The following is a 16,685-nucleotide window of genomic DNA, read 5'->3' as shown; positions in this document are numbered from 1 at the left end:
GTTCTTCGTGATTTCGACCGCCATTCGCCTGGCACGTGTGGGCAGCGCGTCAGAGCTCGCCGCGGCAGTCCTCATGGGACTGGGTTATCCGTGCGTCATGCTTGCCGCCCTCCTTCCGAACCTCTGGTTCTTCGCGGCCGCCGGTGCCGTGACCTACGTCGCCGACTGGTATCTGCACCAGAAGGACAGTTACCTGATCGACCGGCTGAGCAAGGTCCGGGCCGGTCTCGCGATCCGCTTCCTGCTGCGCCAGCTGCTGCTGGTGCTGCTGCTCGCCCGAGAAGGCCTCGCCGACCAGCCCGTCTTCTACGCGGCGGTCGCCTGCTTCCTGCTGTTCTACGGTCTCCAGGCCCCGCAGGGCGCCCTCGCCACCCTGATCCGGCTGCGCCGCACCATGCCGGTCGTCACCCGCAACATCGACCTCAACGCCGTACGCGTCCCGGACGCCCCGCCGCGGGCGCTCCTCAGCCGCTCCGCCGAGAAGATGCTGCACCTCGACGTCCCCGCCATGGCGGGCGTGATCGTGGCGGTCGCCACCGGCCGGAACGTCATCGGGTACGCGGGTGTCGCCGCGACCCTCGCGCTGGGCCTGCTCTACACCCTGGCCCTCGTCCCCTACCTGCGCCGCAAGCGCCGGGCCCCGGCCGCGGGCGCCGCCCTGAAGGCCGTCGGCAGCTGGCTGCGCGAGTACCAGCCGACGGTGGCCCTGTACTTCTCCGGCTCCGACGACTCCGCGTACCAGGTCAACATGTGGCTGGAGACGATGGAGCAGATCGACGGCCGGCCGATCGTCATCATGCGTGAGCGCACCCTGGTGAAGAAGCTCCAGCCCACCTCCGTGCCGATCCTGTGCGTCCCCGGCGGCCAGCACCTGATGGCGATGGACCTGTCGTCGATCCGTGTGACGCTCTACCCCGCCAACGTCGGCAAGAACATCCACATGCTGCGCGTCCCCACCATGAAGCACGTTTTCATCGGGCACGGCGACAGCGACAAGCTCGCCAGCGTCAACCCCTTCTCCAAGGTGTACGACGAGGTGTGGACCGCCGGCCAGGCCGGCCGCGACCGGTACGCGCTGGCCGACGTCGGTGTCCGCGACGAGGACATCGTCGAGGTGGGCCGCCCGCAGCTCGCGCCGATCAGGACATCGACGGGCGCCCCCGGGAACCCGATCCCCACCATCCTGTACGCCCCCACCTGGGAGGGCTGGGACAACAACCCCGGCAACACCTCACTGCTGCTGGCCGGCGAGAACATCCTGAGGCGGCTGCTGGACGCCCCGCGCCCGGTCCGGGTGATCTACAAGCCGCACCCCTTCACCGGGCTCGTCAACAAGAAGGCCAAGGCCGTCGACGAACGCCTGCGGAAGATGGTCGCCGCCGCCAACGCCGAGCGCGCCACCGACCCCCGCTGGGCGAAGGAGATCGCCGCCGCCCAGTCGTCCCAGGCCGCGGCACGCGCCGAGCTGGACCGGGTCGAGGCGCGGATCGCACGGCTCGCCGCCACCGGCCGCAAGGGCGGCGACGAGGCCGAGGAGTCGCGTGTCTCACTCGCCGACCCGCACCGCCTCGCTGAGATCAAGCGACTGCGGGCCGAGTGGAACGACGCGTACTGGCGCTCCATCGGCTGGTGGGAGCACACGGCCGTCACTGGCGCCGAGCCGACCCTGTACGACTGCTTCAACGAGGCCGACGGCATGGTCTCCGACATCTCCAGCGTGGTGTCCGACTTCATCGCGAGCGGCAAGCCGTACGCCGTGACGGACTCCGCCGAGCTCGGCGCCGACGAGTTCAAGCGCCAGAACACCGCCGTCCGCGCCGCGGTGATCCTCTCCAACAGCGCGGCCGAGCTGGAGGAGTTGCTGGCGGCCGTGGCCGATCCGGCCGCCGACCTGCTGGCCGGGGAGCGGATGCGGCTCAAGCGGTATCTGCTGGGCCCCGACGAGCCCACGTCGATCGAGCGGTTCAACGCCGCCGTGCGTGCGCTGACGGCCAGGGCGGAGGCCCGCAACAACGGTGTGGCTCAGCGGCTGGCCGGCCAGCGGATCGGCGAGCTCGACCAGGAGGCCGACGGCGCGGGCGCCGAGCCGGTGGGCGCCGCCCTCGACACCGTGGCCGAGAAGGGCGCCGGGAAGGGCACCGAGAAGGGCGCCGAGGAGGCCACGGTGGCGGGCTGACCACCCGGCCCCGTCCGCCGGCGGCCGGCGGCCGGCGGCCGGCGGCCGGCGGCCGGCGTGAAGCAGGACGTACACCCCGCGGCCCGCGAGTCCCTCGTCCGAGGAGCACTTGCGGGCCGTTGTGCGCGCCGTCACACCGCGGAAGTGCCCGGCGGGCACCATGACGGACGACCTTCGTCCGTCCGGTGGATCGAGCAGTGGGTGCCGATGACTGAGAACACTCCCGATGTCAGCGTGATCATCGGGGCCTACGAGGCCATGCCGTACCTGGTGAAGTGCCTGGCCTCGGTGGAGGCGCAGACACTCGGCGCCGACCGGATCGAGATCGTCGCCGTCGACGATGGCTCGACCGACGGCACGGGGGAGTACCTGGAGGAGTTCGCCACCCGCTCCAAGGTCGCCACGCGCGTCGTCCGGCAGGCCAACTCCGGTGGGCCAAGCGGCCCGCGCAACACCGGACTCTCCCTCGCCCGGGGCCGTTACGTCTTCTTCCTCGACGCCGACGACTACTTCGGCGAGGAGGCGCTGGAACGACTCGTCGCGATGGCGGACCGGGCCGGCACGGACGTGGTGCTCGGCAGGACCGTCGGCGTCAACCGCAACGCCGCCAAGTCCATGTGGAAGGAGACCGTCGAACGCGCCGACATCTACCGCTCCAACGTCAAGTACACGCTCAGCGCCCAGAAGCTCTTCCGCCGTGAACCGCTCGTCCGGCACGGCATGCGGTTCGACGAGTCGCTGAGGACCGGCGAGGACGCGCTGTTCACGCTGGAGGCGTACCTGCGCGGCAACGGCGTGTCGGTGGTCTCCGACTACACCTGCTACTACCTGGTGGGCCGGGAGGACGGCAAGCACCTGACGAAGACCGGTGGTTACGTGCCCCGCTTCGACTCGGCCAGGGCTCTGATGGAGCTCATCGCCGCGCACGTACCGGCGGGCGAGCGCCGCGACCTGCTGATGATGCGACCGTTCATCGTCACGCTGCTCCCGCAGTTCGGCCCCGTCGTGCTCAGACAGCCGCGCGACGTCCTGCTCGCCAAGATGGAGCTGGCCGCTCCGCTGATGGCCGCCCACTGGACGCCGGGCCTGGCCAACCGCCTGAAGACCGAGGACCGGCTGCGCCTCACGTGCGTGGCGATGGACCTGCCCGACGCGCTCGTCGACGTGGTCGCCTTCCTCCAGGAGGGCACGCGGCCCGGGCGGGTACGCCGGCGGGGCCGCGAGTACCTGGCGTACCCGCACTTCCGCGACCCGGCGGCCGGCATCCCGGACAGCGCGTACGAAGTGCGTGGCGCGCTCGGCCCCTTGACCGCCGGCCGGCGCCGGGCCCGCCGGCTGGCGGGGCGGGTGCTGCGGCTGGTCCGGCCGGCGCCGGGGAAGGCCTGATCCCGGCGGGCCGGCCCGCCCTGCGGCATGTCGCCGGACATGTCCGGCGGGGGTCCGGCGGGAGGCCCGGCGACATGTCCAGCGGCGTGTCCAGCCGCTGGAACTCGCGCGCGCCGGATGCCGCTCCTGGCATAGATTTCCCACGTGACAGTGGCAAGACAGTACGTAACGGAAGCCCGCAGGATCGTCGTCAAGGTCGGTTCGTCGTCGCTGACCACCGCCTCGGGCGGCCTCGACGCCGACCGCGTCGACGCGCTCGTCGACGTACTGGCCAAGGTCCGCAGCGGCGGTGAGAAGGAGATCGTCCTGGTCTCCTCCGGCGCCATCGCCGCCGGGCTCGCGCCGCTCGGCCTCGCCCGGCGCCCCAAGGACCTGGCCCGCCAGCAGGCCGCCGCCAGCGTCGGCCAGGGCCTCCTCGTCGCCCGCTACACCGCCTCCTTCGCCCGCTACGGCGTACGCGTCGGCCAGGTCCTGCTCACCACCGACGACACCAGCCGCCGGGCCCACTACCGCAACGCTTACCGGACGCTCGACCAGCTGCTCGCCATGGGCGCCCTGCCGGTCGTCAACGAGAACGACACGGTCGCCACCGACGAGATCCGGTTCGGCGACAACGACCGGCTCGCCGCGCTCGTGGCGCATCTGGTGCGGGCCGACCTGCTCGTGCTCCTCTCCGACGTGGACGGGGTGTACGACGGCGACCCGTCGAAGCCCGGCACCTCGCGCATCGCGGAGGTGCGCGGACCGGCGGACCTGGAGGGCGTCGAGATCGGCTCGGCCGGCAAGGCGGGCGTCGGGACCGGCGGCATGGTCACCAAGGTCGAGGCCGCCCGGATCGCGGCGGCCGCCGGCGTACCGGTCGTGCTCACCTCGGCCAGCCGCGCCGCCGACGCCCTCGCGGGCCGGGACACCGGCACGTACTTCCGCCACACCGGCCGCCGCTCCGCCGACCGGCTGCTGTGGCTGGCCCACGCCTCCACCCCGCGGGGCGCCCTGGTCCTGGACGACGGCGCGGTGCGGGCGGTCGTGGAGGGCAGGAAGTCACTCCTGCCGGCGGGCATCGCGGCCGTGGAGGGCGACTTCGGCGCGGGGGACCCCGTCGAGCTGCGCGACGCCTCCGGCCGGGCCGTCGCCCGGGGGCTCGTCAACTTCGACGCCAAGGAGATCCCCCAGCTCCTCGGGCGGTCCACCCGGGAGCTGGCGAAAGAGCTGGGCCCGGCGTACGAGAGGGAGGTCGTACACAGGGACGATCTCGTCGTCCTGGAGGCCTAGACCAGCCCCAGAACGGCTGAAAGACCCGCCATCCGCCGGAGAGCTTCACCAAAACCGCCCCAAGTTCCGCGCGGGACTGGTCAACTTTGTCTCAGGGGTAAGCGGGGTGACAGCACCACGACGTACACAGACGTACACACAGGAGGCCGCCGGTGAGACGAGCGCGCCCGGGGGCTCTGCCCCGAGGGACGGCCGAACGCGCCTTGACGAGTGTCGAGGCGGGGGCCGACTTCGACGAGGCCGTCCTCGATGAAGCCGTCCTCGACGAGGCCGTCCTCGACGACGGCACCGCGGCCCGGCAGCCGGGCGACGGCCCGGATCGGCACACCCCGGACCGCCCGGTGTCCAAGCTCTGGCACATCACTCTCAGCGTCTCGGGTCAGGAGGCACCGCTCGCGGACGTCAGACGGGCCCTGGAGCAGCTCGCCCATGACCACCCGTTCCTGCTCACCAGCCGGTATGCCGGTGATCACGCCGAGATCCGGTACTGGGAGGAGGCCCGCGACCTGCACGACGCGGCCGCCGTCGCCCTGCGGCTGTGGGGCGAGCACCGGCAGAGCGCCAAGCTGCCGCCCTGGGAGATTGTGGGCCTGGAGGTCATCGACCGCGAGACGTACCACCTGCGGATCGCCGAGGGGTACGGTCCGCCGCCCGCCGCCCCCGTGGGCGTCCACCCGTACTGACGCGCCACCCGTACTGACGTACGGCCCGTACTGACACGTACCGGCCGTGGGCCGGCGTACCGGCCGCGGGGTGTCTCGCAGAGCGGGATATGTGATGGATGCCCGACCGGAGCGCATTACGCTGCGAGTATGACCTCGTCGCATTCCCCCGCCTCCGCCACCTCGCCGTCCGTCACGCCGTACGACGACATGACCCCGGTCGCCCGTGCCGCCTACCGGGCGCGCGCGGCCTCCGCCGAAATCGCGCCACTCCCGCGCGCGGCCAAGGACGACGCGCTGCTGGCGGTCGCGGACGCGCTGGAGGTCCGTACGGGCGAGATCGTCGAGGCCAACGCCGAGGACGTCGCCCGGGCCAGGGAGGCCGGCACCAGCGAGTCGATCATCGACCGGCTGACGCTCACCCCCGAGCGGGTGCGGGCCATCGCCGCCGACGTCCGCGACGTGGCCGCGCTGCCCGACCCGGTCGGCGAGGTCGTCCGTGGCTCCACCCTGCCCAACGGCATCGACCTGCGGCAGGTGCGCGTCCCGCTCGGCGTGGTCGGGATCATCTACGAGGCCCGGCCCAATGTGACGGTCGACGCCGCCGCGCTGTGCCTGAAGTCCGGCAACGCGGTGCTGCTGCGCGGCTCCTCCTCCGCCTACTCCTCCAACACCGCCCTGGTGCGCGTCCTGCGGGACGCCGTCGGCGGCGCCGGTCTGCCGGCGGACGCCGTGCAGCTGGTGCCCGGTGAGACGCGGGACTCGGTACGCGAGCTGATGCGCGCCCGCGGCCTGGTCGACGTCCTGATCCCGCGCGGCGGTGCCTCCCTGATCCGCACCGTCGTCGAGGAGTCCACCGTCCCGGTCATCGAGACCGGCACCGGCAACTGCCACGTGTACGTCGACGCCCAGGCCGACCTCGACATGGCCGTCGACATCCTGATCAATTCCAAGGCGCAGCGGCCCAGTGTCTGCAACGCCGCCGAGACGCTCCTCGTCCACCGGGACATCGCCGACGCCTTCCTGCCGCGCGCCCTGGAGGCCCTCGCCGGGGCCGGTGTCACCGTCCACGGTGACGAGCGGGTCCAGTCGTACGCCGGTGCCTCCCGGGCGACCGTCGTGGCGGCCACGGCCGAGGACTGGGAGACCGAGTACCTCTCGTACGACATCGCCGCCGCCGTCGTCGACTCGCTGGACGCCGCCGTGGCGCACATCCGGCTCTGGACCTCCGGTCACACCGAGGCGATCGTCACCACCTCCCAGGCGGCCGCCCGCCGCTTCACCCAGCTGGTGGACTCCACGACGGTCGCGGTCAACGCGTCCACCCGCTTCACGGACGGTGGCCAGTTCGGCTTCGGCGCCGAGATCGGCATCTCGACGCAGAAGCTCCACGCCCGCGGCCCGATGGGGCTGCCGGAGCTGACGTCCACGAAGTACATCGTGACGGGCGATGGTCACACACGGTAGTCGTCCCTCCGTGCGCCTTCGGCCCGGCCCGGAGGCGCACAGCACGCGGTCGTGCCGGGGAGAGTCGCCGCTCTCCCTGCCCAAAAGCAGCTCCTCGGTCTACCCTGAGGACGTGCCGGACGACGTGGGAGGCAAGCCGTTCCCGGACGGCTGGGAGCCCGACGACGACCGCGGGGGCGCCGACGAGGACTTCGCCTCCGTGGTGTTCGACGAGGACTTCGTACGGGCGGCCCGGTTCCATGAACCCACCGCCGTCGAACGCCTGTTGGCCGCGGCTCAGGCACGCGCGGACGCCGAGGCCGCACGGTCCGGGGCGGGCGGCGCCGCCGACGACGAGCCCCGCGGCGCCGGGTACGAGCCCGGGGCACGCGCGCACGGGTACGCCGCGCGGTACCGCCCCGCCGACGACACCGGCCCCTACGGAACGCACGGCGGCGCCCTGCGCCCCTACCGGCCCAGCTCCCGCTGGCACCGGCCGGTGGCCTGGGTCCTCGCGGTGGTGATGGGCGTCGGGATGATCGCCCTCGCCTTCGCCGCCGTCCACCGGGGGTCCTCCGGCGGGCGCGGCGGCCAGGTGCCGGCGCCCGCGACCAGCGGCATCGACGCACCGCCCCCGACGCCCGCCCGCACCGCCCCCTCGGCCACGGCTCCTGCCTCCGGCGCGTACAGCGCCCCTACCGTGCCGGCGGTGCCGCGAACGCCCTGAGGCCACTTCTGTGCCGCCGCGCACCATCGCGTTTACCAGGGTCCGCGCAGACCTACCCTGAAGGTATGGCAGGGCGTGGCGACCCGCCCGAGGGGACGCCGGAGGGATTCCCCGGCGGCGGTGAGGACGAGTACCGGTCCGTCGTCTTCGACGAGTCGTTCGTCCGTGCTGCCCACCTCCGGGAGTACTCGGCGCGGGAACGCCTGGGTGAGCCCACCCGGGCCGTATGGAGCCGTCCGGTGGGGGAGAGGCCCCCCTCCACCGGCTCCCGCCCCCGGCACGGCGGGCTGCTCGTCGTGCTGGTGCTCGTGATGGCCTTCGCCGCCGTCGTCTACCTGAGCGCCCGCAACGCCCACCAGCCGCTGACCGACCGGCGCGCCGAGCCGCTGCGGATCACGGTGGTCCCGCTCGCCCCGCAGGGCACGGTCCCGGGTGGAGACCCCGCCGCCCTGTACGCCCGCAGCCCCGCCGCCCAGTTCCACTCGGGCGCCGCCGGGATCACCCTTCCGGCCGCCAGGCGCACGGCCCACTTCTCCGAGGGCCAGGTGGTGACCGCGCTGAGCACCGTGAAGGACTACCTGGTGCGGTCCTCGCTCGACCCGGACGTCGTGACCGGTGGCGCCGTACGGCAGGTCCGGCTGCTGCTCGACCCCGACCAGCTGGAGCAGTTCGACCGCAGCGTCGACTCCCCGGCCGACGACGGACGGCACGCCGCGACCGGCTGGCTGGTGCGCTTCGACACGGCCGAGGTGTCGCTCGCTGCCACCACCGCGCGGGTACGGGGCACCATGCGGGTGGCGGAGACGGAGCCGGACACCCTGGAGGTGGCGTCGGACCACACGCTCGTCTACGCGGTACGCCCGGCCGGCGCTCCCCCCGCCGCCGATGCCTCGCTGTTCACCGTCCGGCGCGAGCTGGTCTTCCGGCTCGACCGCGAGGACCTGCGGATGCACCGGGCGGAGGTGCTGACCAGCCGTGTGCAGGCCGGTCCCCAGGCCTGCTCGGCCGACCCGTCGGGCTTCCTGCGTCCCCTACTCGCCGGACACCGCGCCACCCCTGCGGGACCCGCGCTCACCGACCCGTACGCCACCGGCAGCCGCACCACCCCCGCCCTCTGCGGCGCGCTGTCCCCCACCGCCCAGCCCACCCGCCCGGCCCCCGCCGGCCGGTGAGGGTGGATCGGCCACACCCGCGCCCGCGCGCCCCACGCGCGCCGCCCCGTGCCCGCACCGCCGGGGCGCGGCGTAGCCGGCGTCCGTGGCGCCCCCGGCGGCCCCGGGGGAGACAGGGGCCCGCCGGGTGGTGTGGTGGTCAGTCCGAGGACGTCTGGCCGTTGCCGCCCGGTCGGCCCTCGCCGCCGGAGCCGCCCGCGAACCGGTCGCGCAGCCTGCCGCCCAGGTCGCCGGCGCCGCCGGCTATGTCGCCGACCAGCTTCATGAGCGGGTCCTTGCTGCTGCGTACGGAATCGGCGTAGTGGGACGCGGACTCGCGGAAGGAGTCCGTGACCGACGTTTCCTTGTCCTCCGAGCGGCGCGGGTAGTGGCCGTCCATGATCCGCTGGTAGTCGCGGCTCTCGGCCCACTTCTTCAGCTCGGCGGCCCGGACCGTGGTGAACGGGTGCGAGCGCGGCAGCACGTTCAGGATCTTCAGCACCGAGTCACGCAGGTCGCCCCCGGCCTCGTACTCCTTCGCCTGCTCGAGGAACGCGTCCACGTTCATCTCGTGCAGGTGGTTACCGCCCGCGATCTTCATCAGACCGCGCATCGAGGCCCGCGGGTCCTGCCCCACCAGCAGCCCCGCCCGGTCCGCCGACAACTCGGACTTGCGGAACCACTCGCGCAGCGCCGTCACGATCGCCATGATCGCGACATTGCCGAGCGGGATCCAGGCGATCTTCACCGCCAGACTCGTGAGGAACAGCAGCACCGTCCGGTACACGGCGTGGCCCGACAGCGCGTGCCCCACCTCGTGCCCGACGACCGCCCGCATCTCCTCCTCGTCCAGCAGCTCCACCAGACCCGTCGTCACGACGATGATCGGCTCGTCCAGGCCGATGCACATGGCGTTGGGCTTCGGGTCCTGCGTGACGTACATCGCCGGTACCTTCTCCAGGTCCAGGATGTAACAGGCGTCCCGCAGCATGCCGTTGAGGTGGGCGAACTGCGCGTCGCTCACCCGTACCGAGTCGGAGAGGAAGAGCAGCCGCAGGCTGCGCTCCGGCAGCAGCCCGCTCAGCGCCTTGAAGACCGTGTCGAAACCGCTGAGCTTGCGCAGGGCGACGAGCGCCGACCGGTCCGCGGGGTGTTCGTAGGCCCGGGACGAAATGCCCGGGAACCGCTTGCGCTGCCTGCTCGGCACGTTCTCGTGGCTACCGTCGGTCATGTAAATGCCCCCATCTTCGTACGAGACCTGTCTCGTCCCCCTGACGGCCCCAGCGTAGGCGCTGGAGCCACGGTCTGGCCGAGCCTGTGGACAACCGATCCGGACCGACGGTGACCGGGCCGGACCGAGGACCATCGGGGAGGACCGAGGACCAGCCGGGAGGACCCGGTGGTGACCGGCCGAGGGCCGGGGAGCGCTCCACCTGCCGGACACCGCCGCGCCGCCGGCCGCCGCCTCCGCCGAGCCGGGGCCCGGTGACACGTTCCGGATCGTGCTGGTCGTCCCGCTCGTCACGGCCGCCCCGCTCACCCGGGTCCCGCCGCTCCGACAGCGCGGCACCGACGACAACGGCTGAGTCGGCGTGAGCGTGCCCGGAGGGCCCGCATACGATGTGCGCGAAGTCTCCGCTCCGACTCCGATGGATAGGTCCTGCCGAAGATGAGCCTCCCCACCACCGCCGCCAGTCTCGTCACGCTCGCCGAGGGCGCCGAGCACGGTGGCAACCACGCCAGCCTCAGCCCGTACCTCACCGGTGGCGGCGCCCTCGTCGCGCTGCTCCTGCTGCTGTGGATCACCACGCGCTTCAACCGCGACCGCTGAGTCCCGACCGCTGACGCCGTGACCGCCCGTGGCGCCGTGCCAGTACGCTCTGCACGCATGGGAGACCAGCAAGTGCCTACCAGTTCCGGTAAGCGCCGACTCGGCGTGATGGGCGGGACATTCGACCCGATCCACCACGGACACCTGGTGGCCGCCAGCGAGGTGGCCGCCCTGTTCCACCTGGACGAGGTGGTGTTCGTACCGACCGGGCAGCCGTGGCAGAAGAGCCACAAGAACGTCTCCCCGGCGGAGGACCGTTACCTGATGACGGTCATCGCCACGGCGTCCAACCCGCAGTTCTCGGTCAGCCGTATCGACATCGACCGCGGCGGACCGACGTACACCATCGACACGCTGCGGGACCTGCGTGACCTCAACGAGGGCACGGATCTGTTCTTCATCACCGGAGCGGACGCGCTGTCCCAGATCATGCCGGGCTGGCGCAACGCCGAGGAACTTTTCTCGCTCGCCCACTTCATCGGGGTGACCCGTCCCGGACACGACCTGTCGGACGACGGGCTGCCCGAGGGCGTGGTCTCCCTGGTCGAGGTGCCCGCGCTGGCCATCTCGTCCTCGGACTGCCGGGCGCGGGTCGCCGTGGGCGATCCCGTCTGGTATCTGGTGCCGGACGGTGTGGTGCGCTACATCGACAAGCGCCAGTTGTACCGGGGCGAATGAGCCACGGAGAGGGGCACCGGTGAACGACCAGCAGAACCCGTACGACCCGTACTACCCGCCGCAGCCGCAGATCGTCGGCTACGACGCCTACGGGCAGCCGGTGTACCAGCAGGCTCCGCAGCACCAGGAGTCCCCACAGTCCCAGCAGTACGACCCGTACGCGCAGCCCGAGCAGCCCCACGGCTACGACCAGTACGCCCACCCCCAGCACCCCCAGCAGCACTACGACCCGTCGTACGCCCAGCAGGGATACGGGTACGAGGCGTACGCCTCCGGCTACGGCACCGCCCAGCAGCAGCCGGTACCGCAGCCCGTACACGAGCAGCACCCGCCGCAGCCCCTGCCACAGCCCCGGCAGCCGCAGCCCGAGCCCTCGCCCGCCGCCGTGCCCGAACAGCGCCGCCCGGCGCCGGAGCCCGACGCGGACGCGGACGGGGAGCGCGAGTACCGCACCGAGCAGTTCTCCTTCGTCGAGGACCCGGACGAGGACTCCGAAGACGTCATCGACTGGCTCAAGTTCACCGAGAGCCGCTCCGAGCGGCGCGAGGAGGCCAAGCGCCGGGGCCGCAACCGGGGCGTCGCGCTCGTCGTCGTCCTGGCCGTCGCCCTCATCGGCGGCGTCGGCTACCTGTGGTCCGCCGGGAAGATCCCCGGTCTGTCCGGCCAGGAGACGAAGCAGGGCGCCGCCGCGAGCGGCCCGCAGAAGCGGGACGTCATCGTCCTGCACCTGCACAACACCAGGAACAACGAGACCTCCACGGCGCTGCTGGTCGACAACGCCACGACCAAGCAGGGCACCACCGTCCTGCTGCCCAACTCCCTCTCCGTCGCCAATGACGACGGCACCACCACCACGCTCGCGAAGTCCGTCGACGACGACGGCTCCGCCGGCACCCGCGAGGCCATCGGCGCCCTGCTCGGCACCGACATCACGGGGACGTGGCGGCTCGACACCCCGTACCTGGAGAACCTGGTCGAACTGGTCGGCGGTATCGAGGTCAGCACGGACACCGAGGTCCCCGGGGAGAAAGAGGGCGACGCGCCTCTCGTGCCCAAGGGCGAGGGCCAGACCCTGAACGGGCGCATGGCCGTCGCCTACGCCACCCACCGCGGCACCGGCGAGGCGGAGGCCGAGCAGTTGCAACGGTTCGGGCAGGTCATCGTCGGCGTCCTGCGCAAGATGTCGGACGACCCGCAGTCGGCGACGGTCACGGTCCAGACGCTGGCGCAGATCCTGGACCCGTCGCTGCCCGAGCAGGACCTCGGTGCCTCCCTCGCCAAGCTCGCCGGGCACGCCAAGGCCGGCGACCACAGGACGGCGCTGCTGCCCGTACAGGAGGACGGCACGCTCAGTCAGCAGGCCACCAGCAGTGTGGTGAAGGACATCCTCGGAGGGTCGGTCGGCGCGGCGGAGCAGGGCGCGGCCGTACGGGTCGGCGTCAGGAACGCCTCCGGCGACGAGGGCGCCACCGAGGCCGCGCGGGTCCGGCTGATCAACGGCGGCTATGCCGTCATCGACGGCGGCAAGATCGAGCCGGAGTCGTCGTCGCAGGTCATCTATGGCGACGCGGCACAGAGGGCGAAGGCCGAGGAGGTCGCCAAGACCCTGGGCCTGCCCGAGGGCGCCGTGGAGGAGGGCGAGGCGGCGGCCAACGCGGACGTCACGGTCGTCCTGGGCCGGGATTACGAGGTCGAGTAGGCGGGGTCGCGTGGGCGGCGGAGTAATGGTTTGCCGGGCTGTCGGCCGTACGTGAGACCCTGGGGGTGTTCTGGACCGCCGACGAAAGCTTGCATGTGACCGCCACTGACCGCTCCATCGAGCTCGTGACCGCCGCCGCCCAGGCGGCTGCCGACCGGCTCGCGCACGACATCATCGCCTACGACGTCAGCGACGTGCTGTCGATCACCGACGCCTTCCTGCTCGCCTCCGCGCCCAACGACCGCCAGGTCAAGTCGATCGTGGACGAGATCGAGGAGCGGCTGAACAAGGACCTGGGTGCCAAGCCGGTCCGCCGCGAGGGCGACCGCGACGCCCGCTGGATCCTGCTGGACTACGTCGACATCGTGGTCCACGTCCAGCACAGCGAGGAGCGGGTCTTCTACGCCCTGGAGCGGCTGTGGAAGGACTGCCCCGAGCTGCCCCTGCCGGAGGACGCCGTGCAGACCCGCGGCAAGGCGGAGGAGCACGCCCGGCTCAGCGGTGCCGACGGCACCGACGCCGCCGACGGCTCGGACGGTGAGCTGAGCTGAACGGCACCAAGGGCGGCAGGGGCCGCCGGATCGTCCTGTGGAGGCATGGTCAGACGTCGTGGAACCTGGAGCGCCGTTTCCAGGGCTCCACGGACATCGAGCTGACCGACGCGGGTGTCGCCCAGGCGCGCCGGGCGGCGCGGCTTCTCGCGGCGCTCAAGCCGGACGCGATCATCGCCTCCGACCTCAGGCGCGCGGCGGCGACGGCCGCCGAGCTGGCCGCCATCACCGGACTCCGGATCAGCCACGACTCCGCGCTGCGAGAGACGTACGCGGGCGAGTGGCAGGGCCTCACCCATGAGGAGATCCTGGCGCGGTACGGCGAGCAGTACGCCGCGTGGAAGCGCGGTGAGGCCGTGCGGCGCGGTGGTGGCGAGCTGGAGACGGAGGTGGCCGACCGGGCCGCCCCCGTGGTGCTGGAGCACGCCGAGAAACTCCCTGACGACGGCACGCTCGTCGTGGTCAGCCACGGCGGCACGATCCGCACCACCATCGGCCGACTCCTGGGCCTGGAGTCGTACCACTGGGAGGGGCTGGGCGGGCTCTCGAACTGCTGCTGGTCGGTGCTGGGCGAGGGTGCGCGCGGCTGGCGGCTGCTGGAACACAACGCCGGAACGCTCCCCGAACCCGTCCTCGGCGACGACGACTGACCCGGATTTCACTTTCCGGCAGGTCACAGGCTAAAGTTCTTCTTGTTCGCAGCGCGGAGCGCGAAGAACACGAGGGGCTATAGCTCAGTTGGTAGAGCGCCTGCATGGCATGCAGGAGGTCAGGAGTTCAATTCTCCTTAGCTCCACAGTCACCGAATCCCGTCCCCACAGGGGGCGGGATTCGTGTTTCCCGGCCCCCGCCGCCGCCCCGGCAGCCCCCTCACGGCTCCGTCCCCCTCGGACGGTCCGGCCGGAAGGCCGCCACTCGGGCCCCGGCGGCAGCACGTCCCCGCCCCCACCGCCCGGCGGAGTACGGCACCGGCCGGCCGCGGAGGGCTCGGCGCCACCGGCTCCCGCATGGGGCGCCCGCATGCCATCCGTACGCCCCGCGCGGCCGCGCCACCGTCAGCGGCGGCTCGGTGTGCCCGTCCACCACCGGGCACACCGGATCCGGCACGTGGTAGCCCGGTGAAGCACGGCGAAGAGCTTCCCGGCACACCGCGCGTCCCGAGCTCGTCGGGCCGGGGGCGCCGGTGGCGCGACTTTTGGCACACTCTTGCCCAGCCGTCCGAACATGCCGGGGACGCGCGCTTCGGCCGACCCGCCAGGGGTATGTGCCCCGACGGCGGCCGCCGCTTCGATCCCGGGGGCGTCGGCCGGGCTGGTGCGCCGACCCCGCCGGCCCCGCCGACCCCGCTGACCCCCGTGCCGGGCCATGGCAGAATCGGACGGCCGGAGGGGGACGATGATCCGGACGGGAGGGAGTGCGCGATGGCGGCCAGCGGTTTCGAGGAGGCTTCCGACCCGCTCGTCGCGGCGCGGTCGCGCCCCGGGCTCAGCTGCCCCTCCTGCGGTTCGGCCCACGTCGCCCAAGTGCTCGGTGACAATGGCGGAGTGTCCTATGTGTGCACGTCCTGCGGCCACAGCTGGAGCTGATTGATGGGTGCGCACAGGCGGAAATGCGACTGGTGCGGCAGTGGTACGCCGATCGTCCGGGACATGGACCCGGTCAACACCGCGTACCAGTACTGGTGCGAGGAGTGCGCGCGGGCGCTGATCATAAAAGGCGACCCCATCGAGACCTACCGGGAGCTCGAAGGGGAACCCATCTACGGACGCCTGCTCGACGAGCACTGCACCCTCAAGCGGTTCTACTCGTTCGCCACCGCCTGACCCGTCCGCCACTGCCTGGCACCGAACGCCGCCAGGAGGCCCAGCCCGACCAGCGTGTAAAGGCCTGACAGCGCCATCTGCCAGCCGTTCTGGTGGAGTTCGAGACGGACCGGCGCCGGGGCGTGCGGCACCCACCACAGGGCGAACGACGCGAACACCAGAGCCGTGCCCACGGTCCAGGCCGGCCGTACCCGGGTCGCCAGCAGGATCAGCATCGGCACGCACCACACCCAGTGGTGCGACCATGAGATCGGGCTCACCAGGAGGGCCGTCGTCGCGCACGCCACCACGGCCACCGGCCGGTCGTCCCGCAGCGCCGCCACAACCGCGACCGTGATGCCCGCCACGCCCACCACGACGGCGGCGAGCAGCCACCACACCCCCGGGTCGGTGGTGTGCATCAGGCGGGCCAGCACGCCGCTCAGCGACTGGTTCGCCGTCTCCTCCTTGCGCCCGACCCGGCTGGTCTCGAAGATCATCTCGGTCCAGAAACGGCGCGAGTCGTACGGCAGGACGACGGCCGACGCCACGGTCACGCCGACGAACACCCCGGTGGCCGTCGCCGCCTGCCGCAGCCAGGGATTCCATCCGTACGCACGCGCGCGTGCCACCCCCACCACGAGCAGCAGCACGACGAACAGCCCCGGCGTCAGCTTCACCGCCGTGGCCAGGCCGATACCCACCCCGGCCCACCGGCTGTTCTCCCGCCGCGTCAGGTCCCACAGCACGGCCACCGCGATGAGCAGGTTGATCTGCCCGTACCGCAGCGTGGTCCACACCGGCTCGCACCAGACGAGGACCGCGGCCACCCACAGCGCCGCGCCCGGCCGCTCCCGGCCCACCAGGCGCAGCGACAGGTGCACCAGCGCCAGCAGCAGGAGCAGGTTCCCCGCCGTGGCCAGGGTGCGCATCTCGGGGACGCCGAGCAGGGTCAGCGGCGTGAACAGCAGCGCGGCGAAGGGCGGGTACGTCGTCGGCAGGTTCGCCGATGTGGCGCGCATCGCGTACAGGTCGCCCCCGGCCAGGACGGTCTCCCCCTCCGCCCGGTAGACGGAGAGGTCCAGCATGGTGACGTTGGCGGCGCGCTGCGCCATCCAGAAGGCCGCGAAAGACAGCAGACAGGCCGTTGCGGCGGCGGCGAGGGGCAGCTCCCGGAGGCGCGCCCGGAGGGTCAAGGTCAGGGTCACAAGGGGCGACGCTACCGGCCAGAGCCCTACCGACCGTAAACGGATTTGGTGAACCACCGGGGAGACCGTGTAATGTTCTCCGTGTCGCCGCGAGGG

Annotated in this window: 15 protein-coding genes and 1 tRNA gene; 14 read left to right on the top strand and 2 right to left on the bottom strand. The window is 72.2% G+C overall.

The genetic code is table 11. The features are described from left to right. Nucleotides 1-7 precede the first annotated feature (7 nt). From ABD347_RS02355 to ABD347_RS02325, 7 genes are all read left to right on the top strand, one after another. On the top strand, nt 8-2,176 hold the full coding sequence (locus tag ABD347_RS02355; RefSeq protein ID WP_425575554.1) for a hypothetical protein: 2,169 nt from the start codon (nt 8-10) through the stop codon (nt 2,174-2,176). Nucleotides 2,177-2,383: 207 nt separating this feature from the next. Then, complete coding sequence (locus ABD347_RS02350; RefSeq protein WP_344355773.1) at nt 2,384-3,562, top strand: glycosyltransferase family 2 protein; 1,179 nt, start codon at nt 2,384-2,386, stop codon at nt 3,560-3,562. A gap of 144 nt (nt 3,563-3,706) precedes the next feature. Beyond that, complete coding sequence (proB, locus tag ABD347_RS02345) at nt 3,707-4,834, top strand: glutamate 5-kinase (protein WP_344355770.1); 1,128 nt, start codon at nt 3,707-3,709, stop codon at nt 4,832-4,834. 152 nt (nt 4,835-4,986) lie between these two features. After that, the gene (locus tag ABD347_RS02340; RefSeq protein WP_344355767.1) at nt 4,987-5,517 is read left to right on the top strand and encodes a hypothetical protein; all 531 of its coding nucleotides are present in this window, start codon (nt 4,987-4,989) and stop codon (nt 5,515-5,517) included. A gap of 129 nt (nt 5,518-5,646) precedes the next feature. Then, on the top strand, nt 5,647-6,963 hold the full coding sequence (locus tag ABD347_RS02335) for a glutamate-5-semialdehyde dehydrogenase (RefSeq protein ID WP_344355764.1): 1,317 nt from the start codon (nt 5,647-5,649) through the stop codon (nt 6,961-6,963). 112 nt (nt 6,964-7,075) lie between these two features. Then, nucleotides 7,076-7,669, top strand: coding sequence for an SCO2584 family spore wall biosynthesis protein (locus ABD347_RS02330; protein ID WP_344355762.1), 594 nt, complete (start codon nt 7,076-7,078; stop codon nt 7,667-7,669). A gap of 65 nt (nt 7,670-7,734) precedes the next feature. Then, entirely contained in the window at nt 7,735-8,841 is a 1,107-nt protein-coding gene (locus ABD347_RS02325) for an SCO2583 family membrane protein (RefSeq protein WP_344355760.1), read from the top strand. 139 nt (nt 8,842-8,980) lie between these two features. Here ABD347_RS02325 and ABD347_RS02320 read toward each other — a convergent pair whose 3' ends face one another. Beyond that, nucleotides 8,981-10,051: a M48 family metallopeptidase gene (locus ABD347_RS02320; protein WP_344355757.1), complete on the bottom strand. Its 1,071-nt coding sequence runs from the start codon at nt 10,049-10,051 to the stop codon at nt 8,981-8,983. Between the two features lie 438 nt (nt 10,052-10,489). Between ABD347_RS02320 and ABD347_RS02315 the strand changes: the two genes are divergently transcribed. The 7 genes from ABD347_RS02315 to ABD347_RS02285 all read left to right on the top strand — a co-directional run bounded on the left by ABD347_RS02315 (nt 10,490) and on the right by ABD347_RS02285 (nt 15,402). Further along, a complete protein-coding gene (locus ABD347_RS02315; protein WP_344355754.1) occupies nt 10,490-10,651 on the top strand; it encodes a hypothetical protein in 162 nt (53 codons plus the stop codon). A 57-nt stretch (nt 10,652-10,708) separates the two neighbouring features. After that, complete coding sequence (nadD, locus tag ABD347_RS02310) at nt 10,709-11,329, top strand: nicotinate-nucleotide adenylyltransferase (RefSeq protein ID WP_344355751.1); 621 nt, start codon at nt 10,709-10,711, stop codon at nt 11,327-11,329. A gap of 19 nt (nt 11,330-11,348) precedes the next feature. Further along, nucleotides 11,349-13,028 carry a LytR C-terminal domain-containing protein gene (locus tag ABD347_RS02305; protein ID WP_344355750.1) on the top strand — a complete coding sequence of 560 codons (1,680 nt, stop codon included), beginning with the start codon at nt 11,349-11,351 and terminating at the stop codon, nt 13,026-13,028. 95 nt (nt 13,029-13,123) lie between these two features. Beyond that, the gene (rsfS, locus tag ABD347_RS02300) at nt 13,124-13,579 is read left to right on the top strand and encodes a ribosome silencing factor (protein ID WP_344355747.1); all 456 of its coding nucleotides are present in this window, start codon (nt 13,124-13,126) and stop codon (nt 13,577-13,579) included. After that, nucleotides 13,576-14,229: a histidine phosphatase family protein gene (locus tag ABD347_RS02295; protein ID WP_344356347.1), complete on the top strand. Its 654-nt coding sequence runs from the start codon at nt 13,576-13,578 to the stop codon at nt 14,227-14,229. Before rsfS ends, ABD347_RS02295 begins: the two co-directional genes overlap by 4 nt. A 73-nt stretch (nt 14,230-14,302) precedes the next feature. Beyond that, nucleotides 14,303-14,375, top strand: a tRNA-Ala gene (locus ABD347_RS02290). A gap of 793 nt (nt 14,376-15,168) precedes the next feature. Beyond that, nucleotides 15,169-15,402, top strand: coding sequence for a hypothetical protein (locus ABD347_RS02285; RefSeq protein ID WP_344355744.1), 234 nt, complete (start codon nt 15,169-15,171; stop codon nt 15,400-15,402). Here ABD347_RS02285 and ABD347_RS02280 read toward each other — a convergent pair. After that, a complete protein-coding gene (locus ABD347_RS02280) occupies nt 15,381-16,589 on the bottom strand; it encodes a glycosyltransferase 87 family protein (RefSeq protein WP_344355742.1) in 1,209 nt (402 codons plus the stop codon). The genes ABD347_RS02285 and ABD347_RS02280 overlap by 22 nt on opposite strands. Nucleotides 16,590-16,685 lie beyond the last annotated feature (96 nt).

Origin of the sequence: Streptomyces gobitricini, assembly GCF_039532985.1 — a bacterium.
GTDB lineage: Bacteria > Actinomycetota > Actinomycetes > Streptomycetales > Streptomycetaceae > Streptomyces > Streptomyces gobitricini.
Note: the sequence above shows the minus strand (reverse complement) of the source record. Positions and strands in the feature narration are given on the sequence as shown.

Excerpts from the sequence above, each read along its gene's own strand:
- ABD347_RS02325 (WP_344355760.1), top strand. The coding sequence starts at position 7,735 with ATGGCAGGGCGTGGCGACCCGCCCGAGGGGACGCCGGAGGGATTCCCC.
- nadD (WP_344355751.1), top strand. The coding sequence starts at position 10,709 with ATGGGAGACCAGCAAGTGCCTACCAGTTCCGGTAAGCGCCGACTCGGC.
- ABD347_RS02335 (WP_344355764.1), top strand. The coding sequence starts at position 5,647 with ATGACCTCGTCGCATTCCCCCGCCTCCGCCACCTCGCCGTCCGTCACG.
- ABD347_RS02350 (WP_344355773.1), top strand. The coding sequence starts at position 2,384 with ATGACTGAGAACACTCCCGATGTCAGCGTGATCATCGGGGCCTACGAG.
- ABD347_RS02320 (WP_344355757.1), bottom strand. The coding sequence starts at position 10,051 with ATGACCGACGGTAGCCACGAGAACGTGCCGAGCAGGCAGCGCAAGCGG.
- ABD347_RS02315 (WP_344355754.1), top strand. The coding sequence starts at position 10,490 with ATGAGCCTCCCCACCACCGCCGCCAGTCTCGTCACGCTCGCCGAGGGC.
- ABD347_RS02285 (WP_344355744.1), top strand. The coding sequence starts at position 15,169 with ATGGGTGCGCACAGGCGGAAATGCGACTGGTGCGGCAGTGGTACGCCG.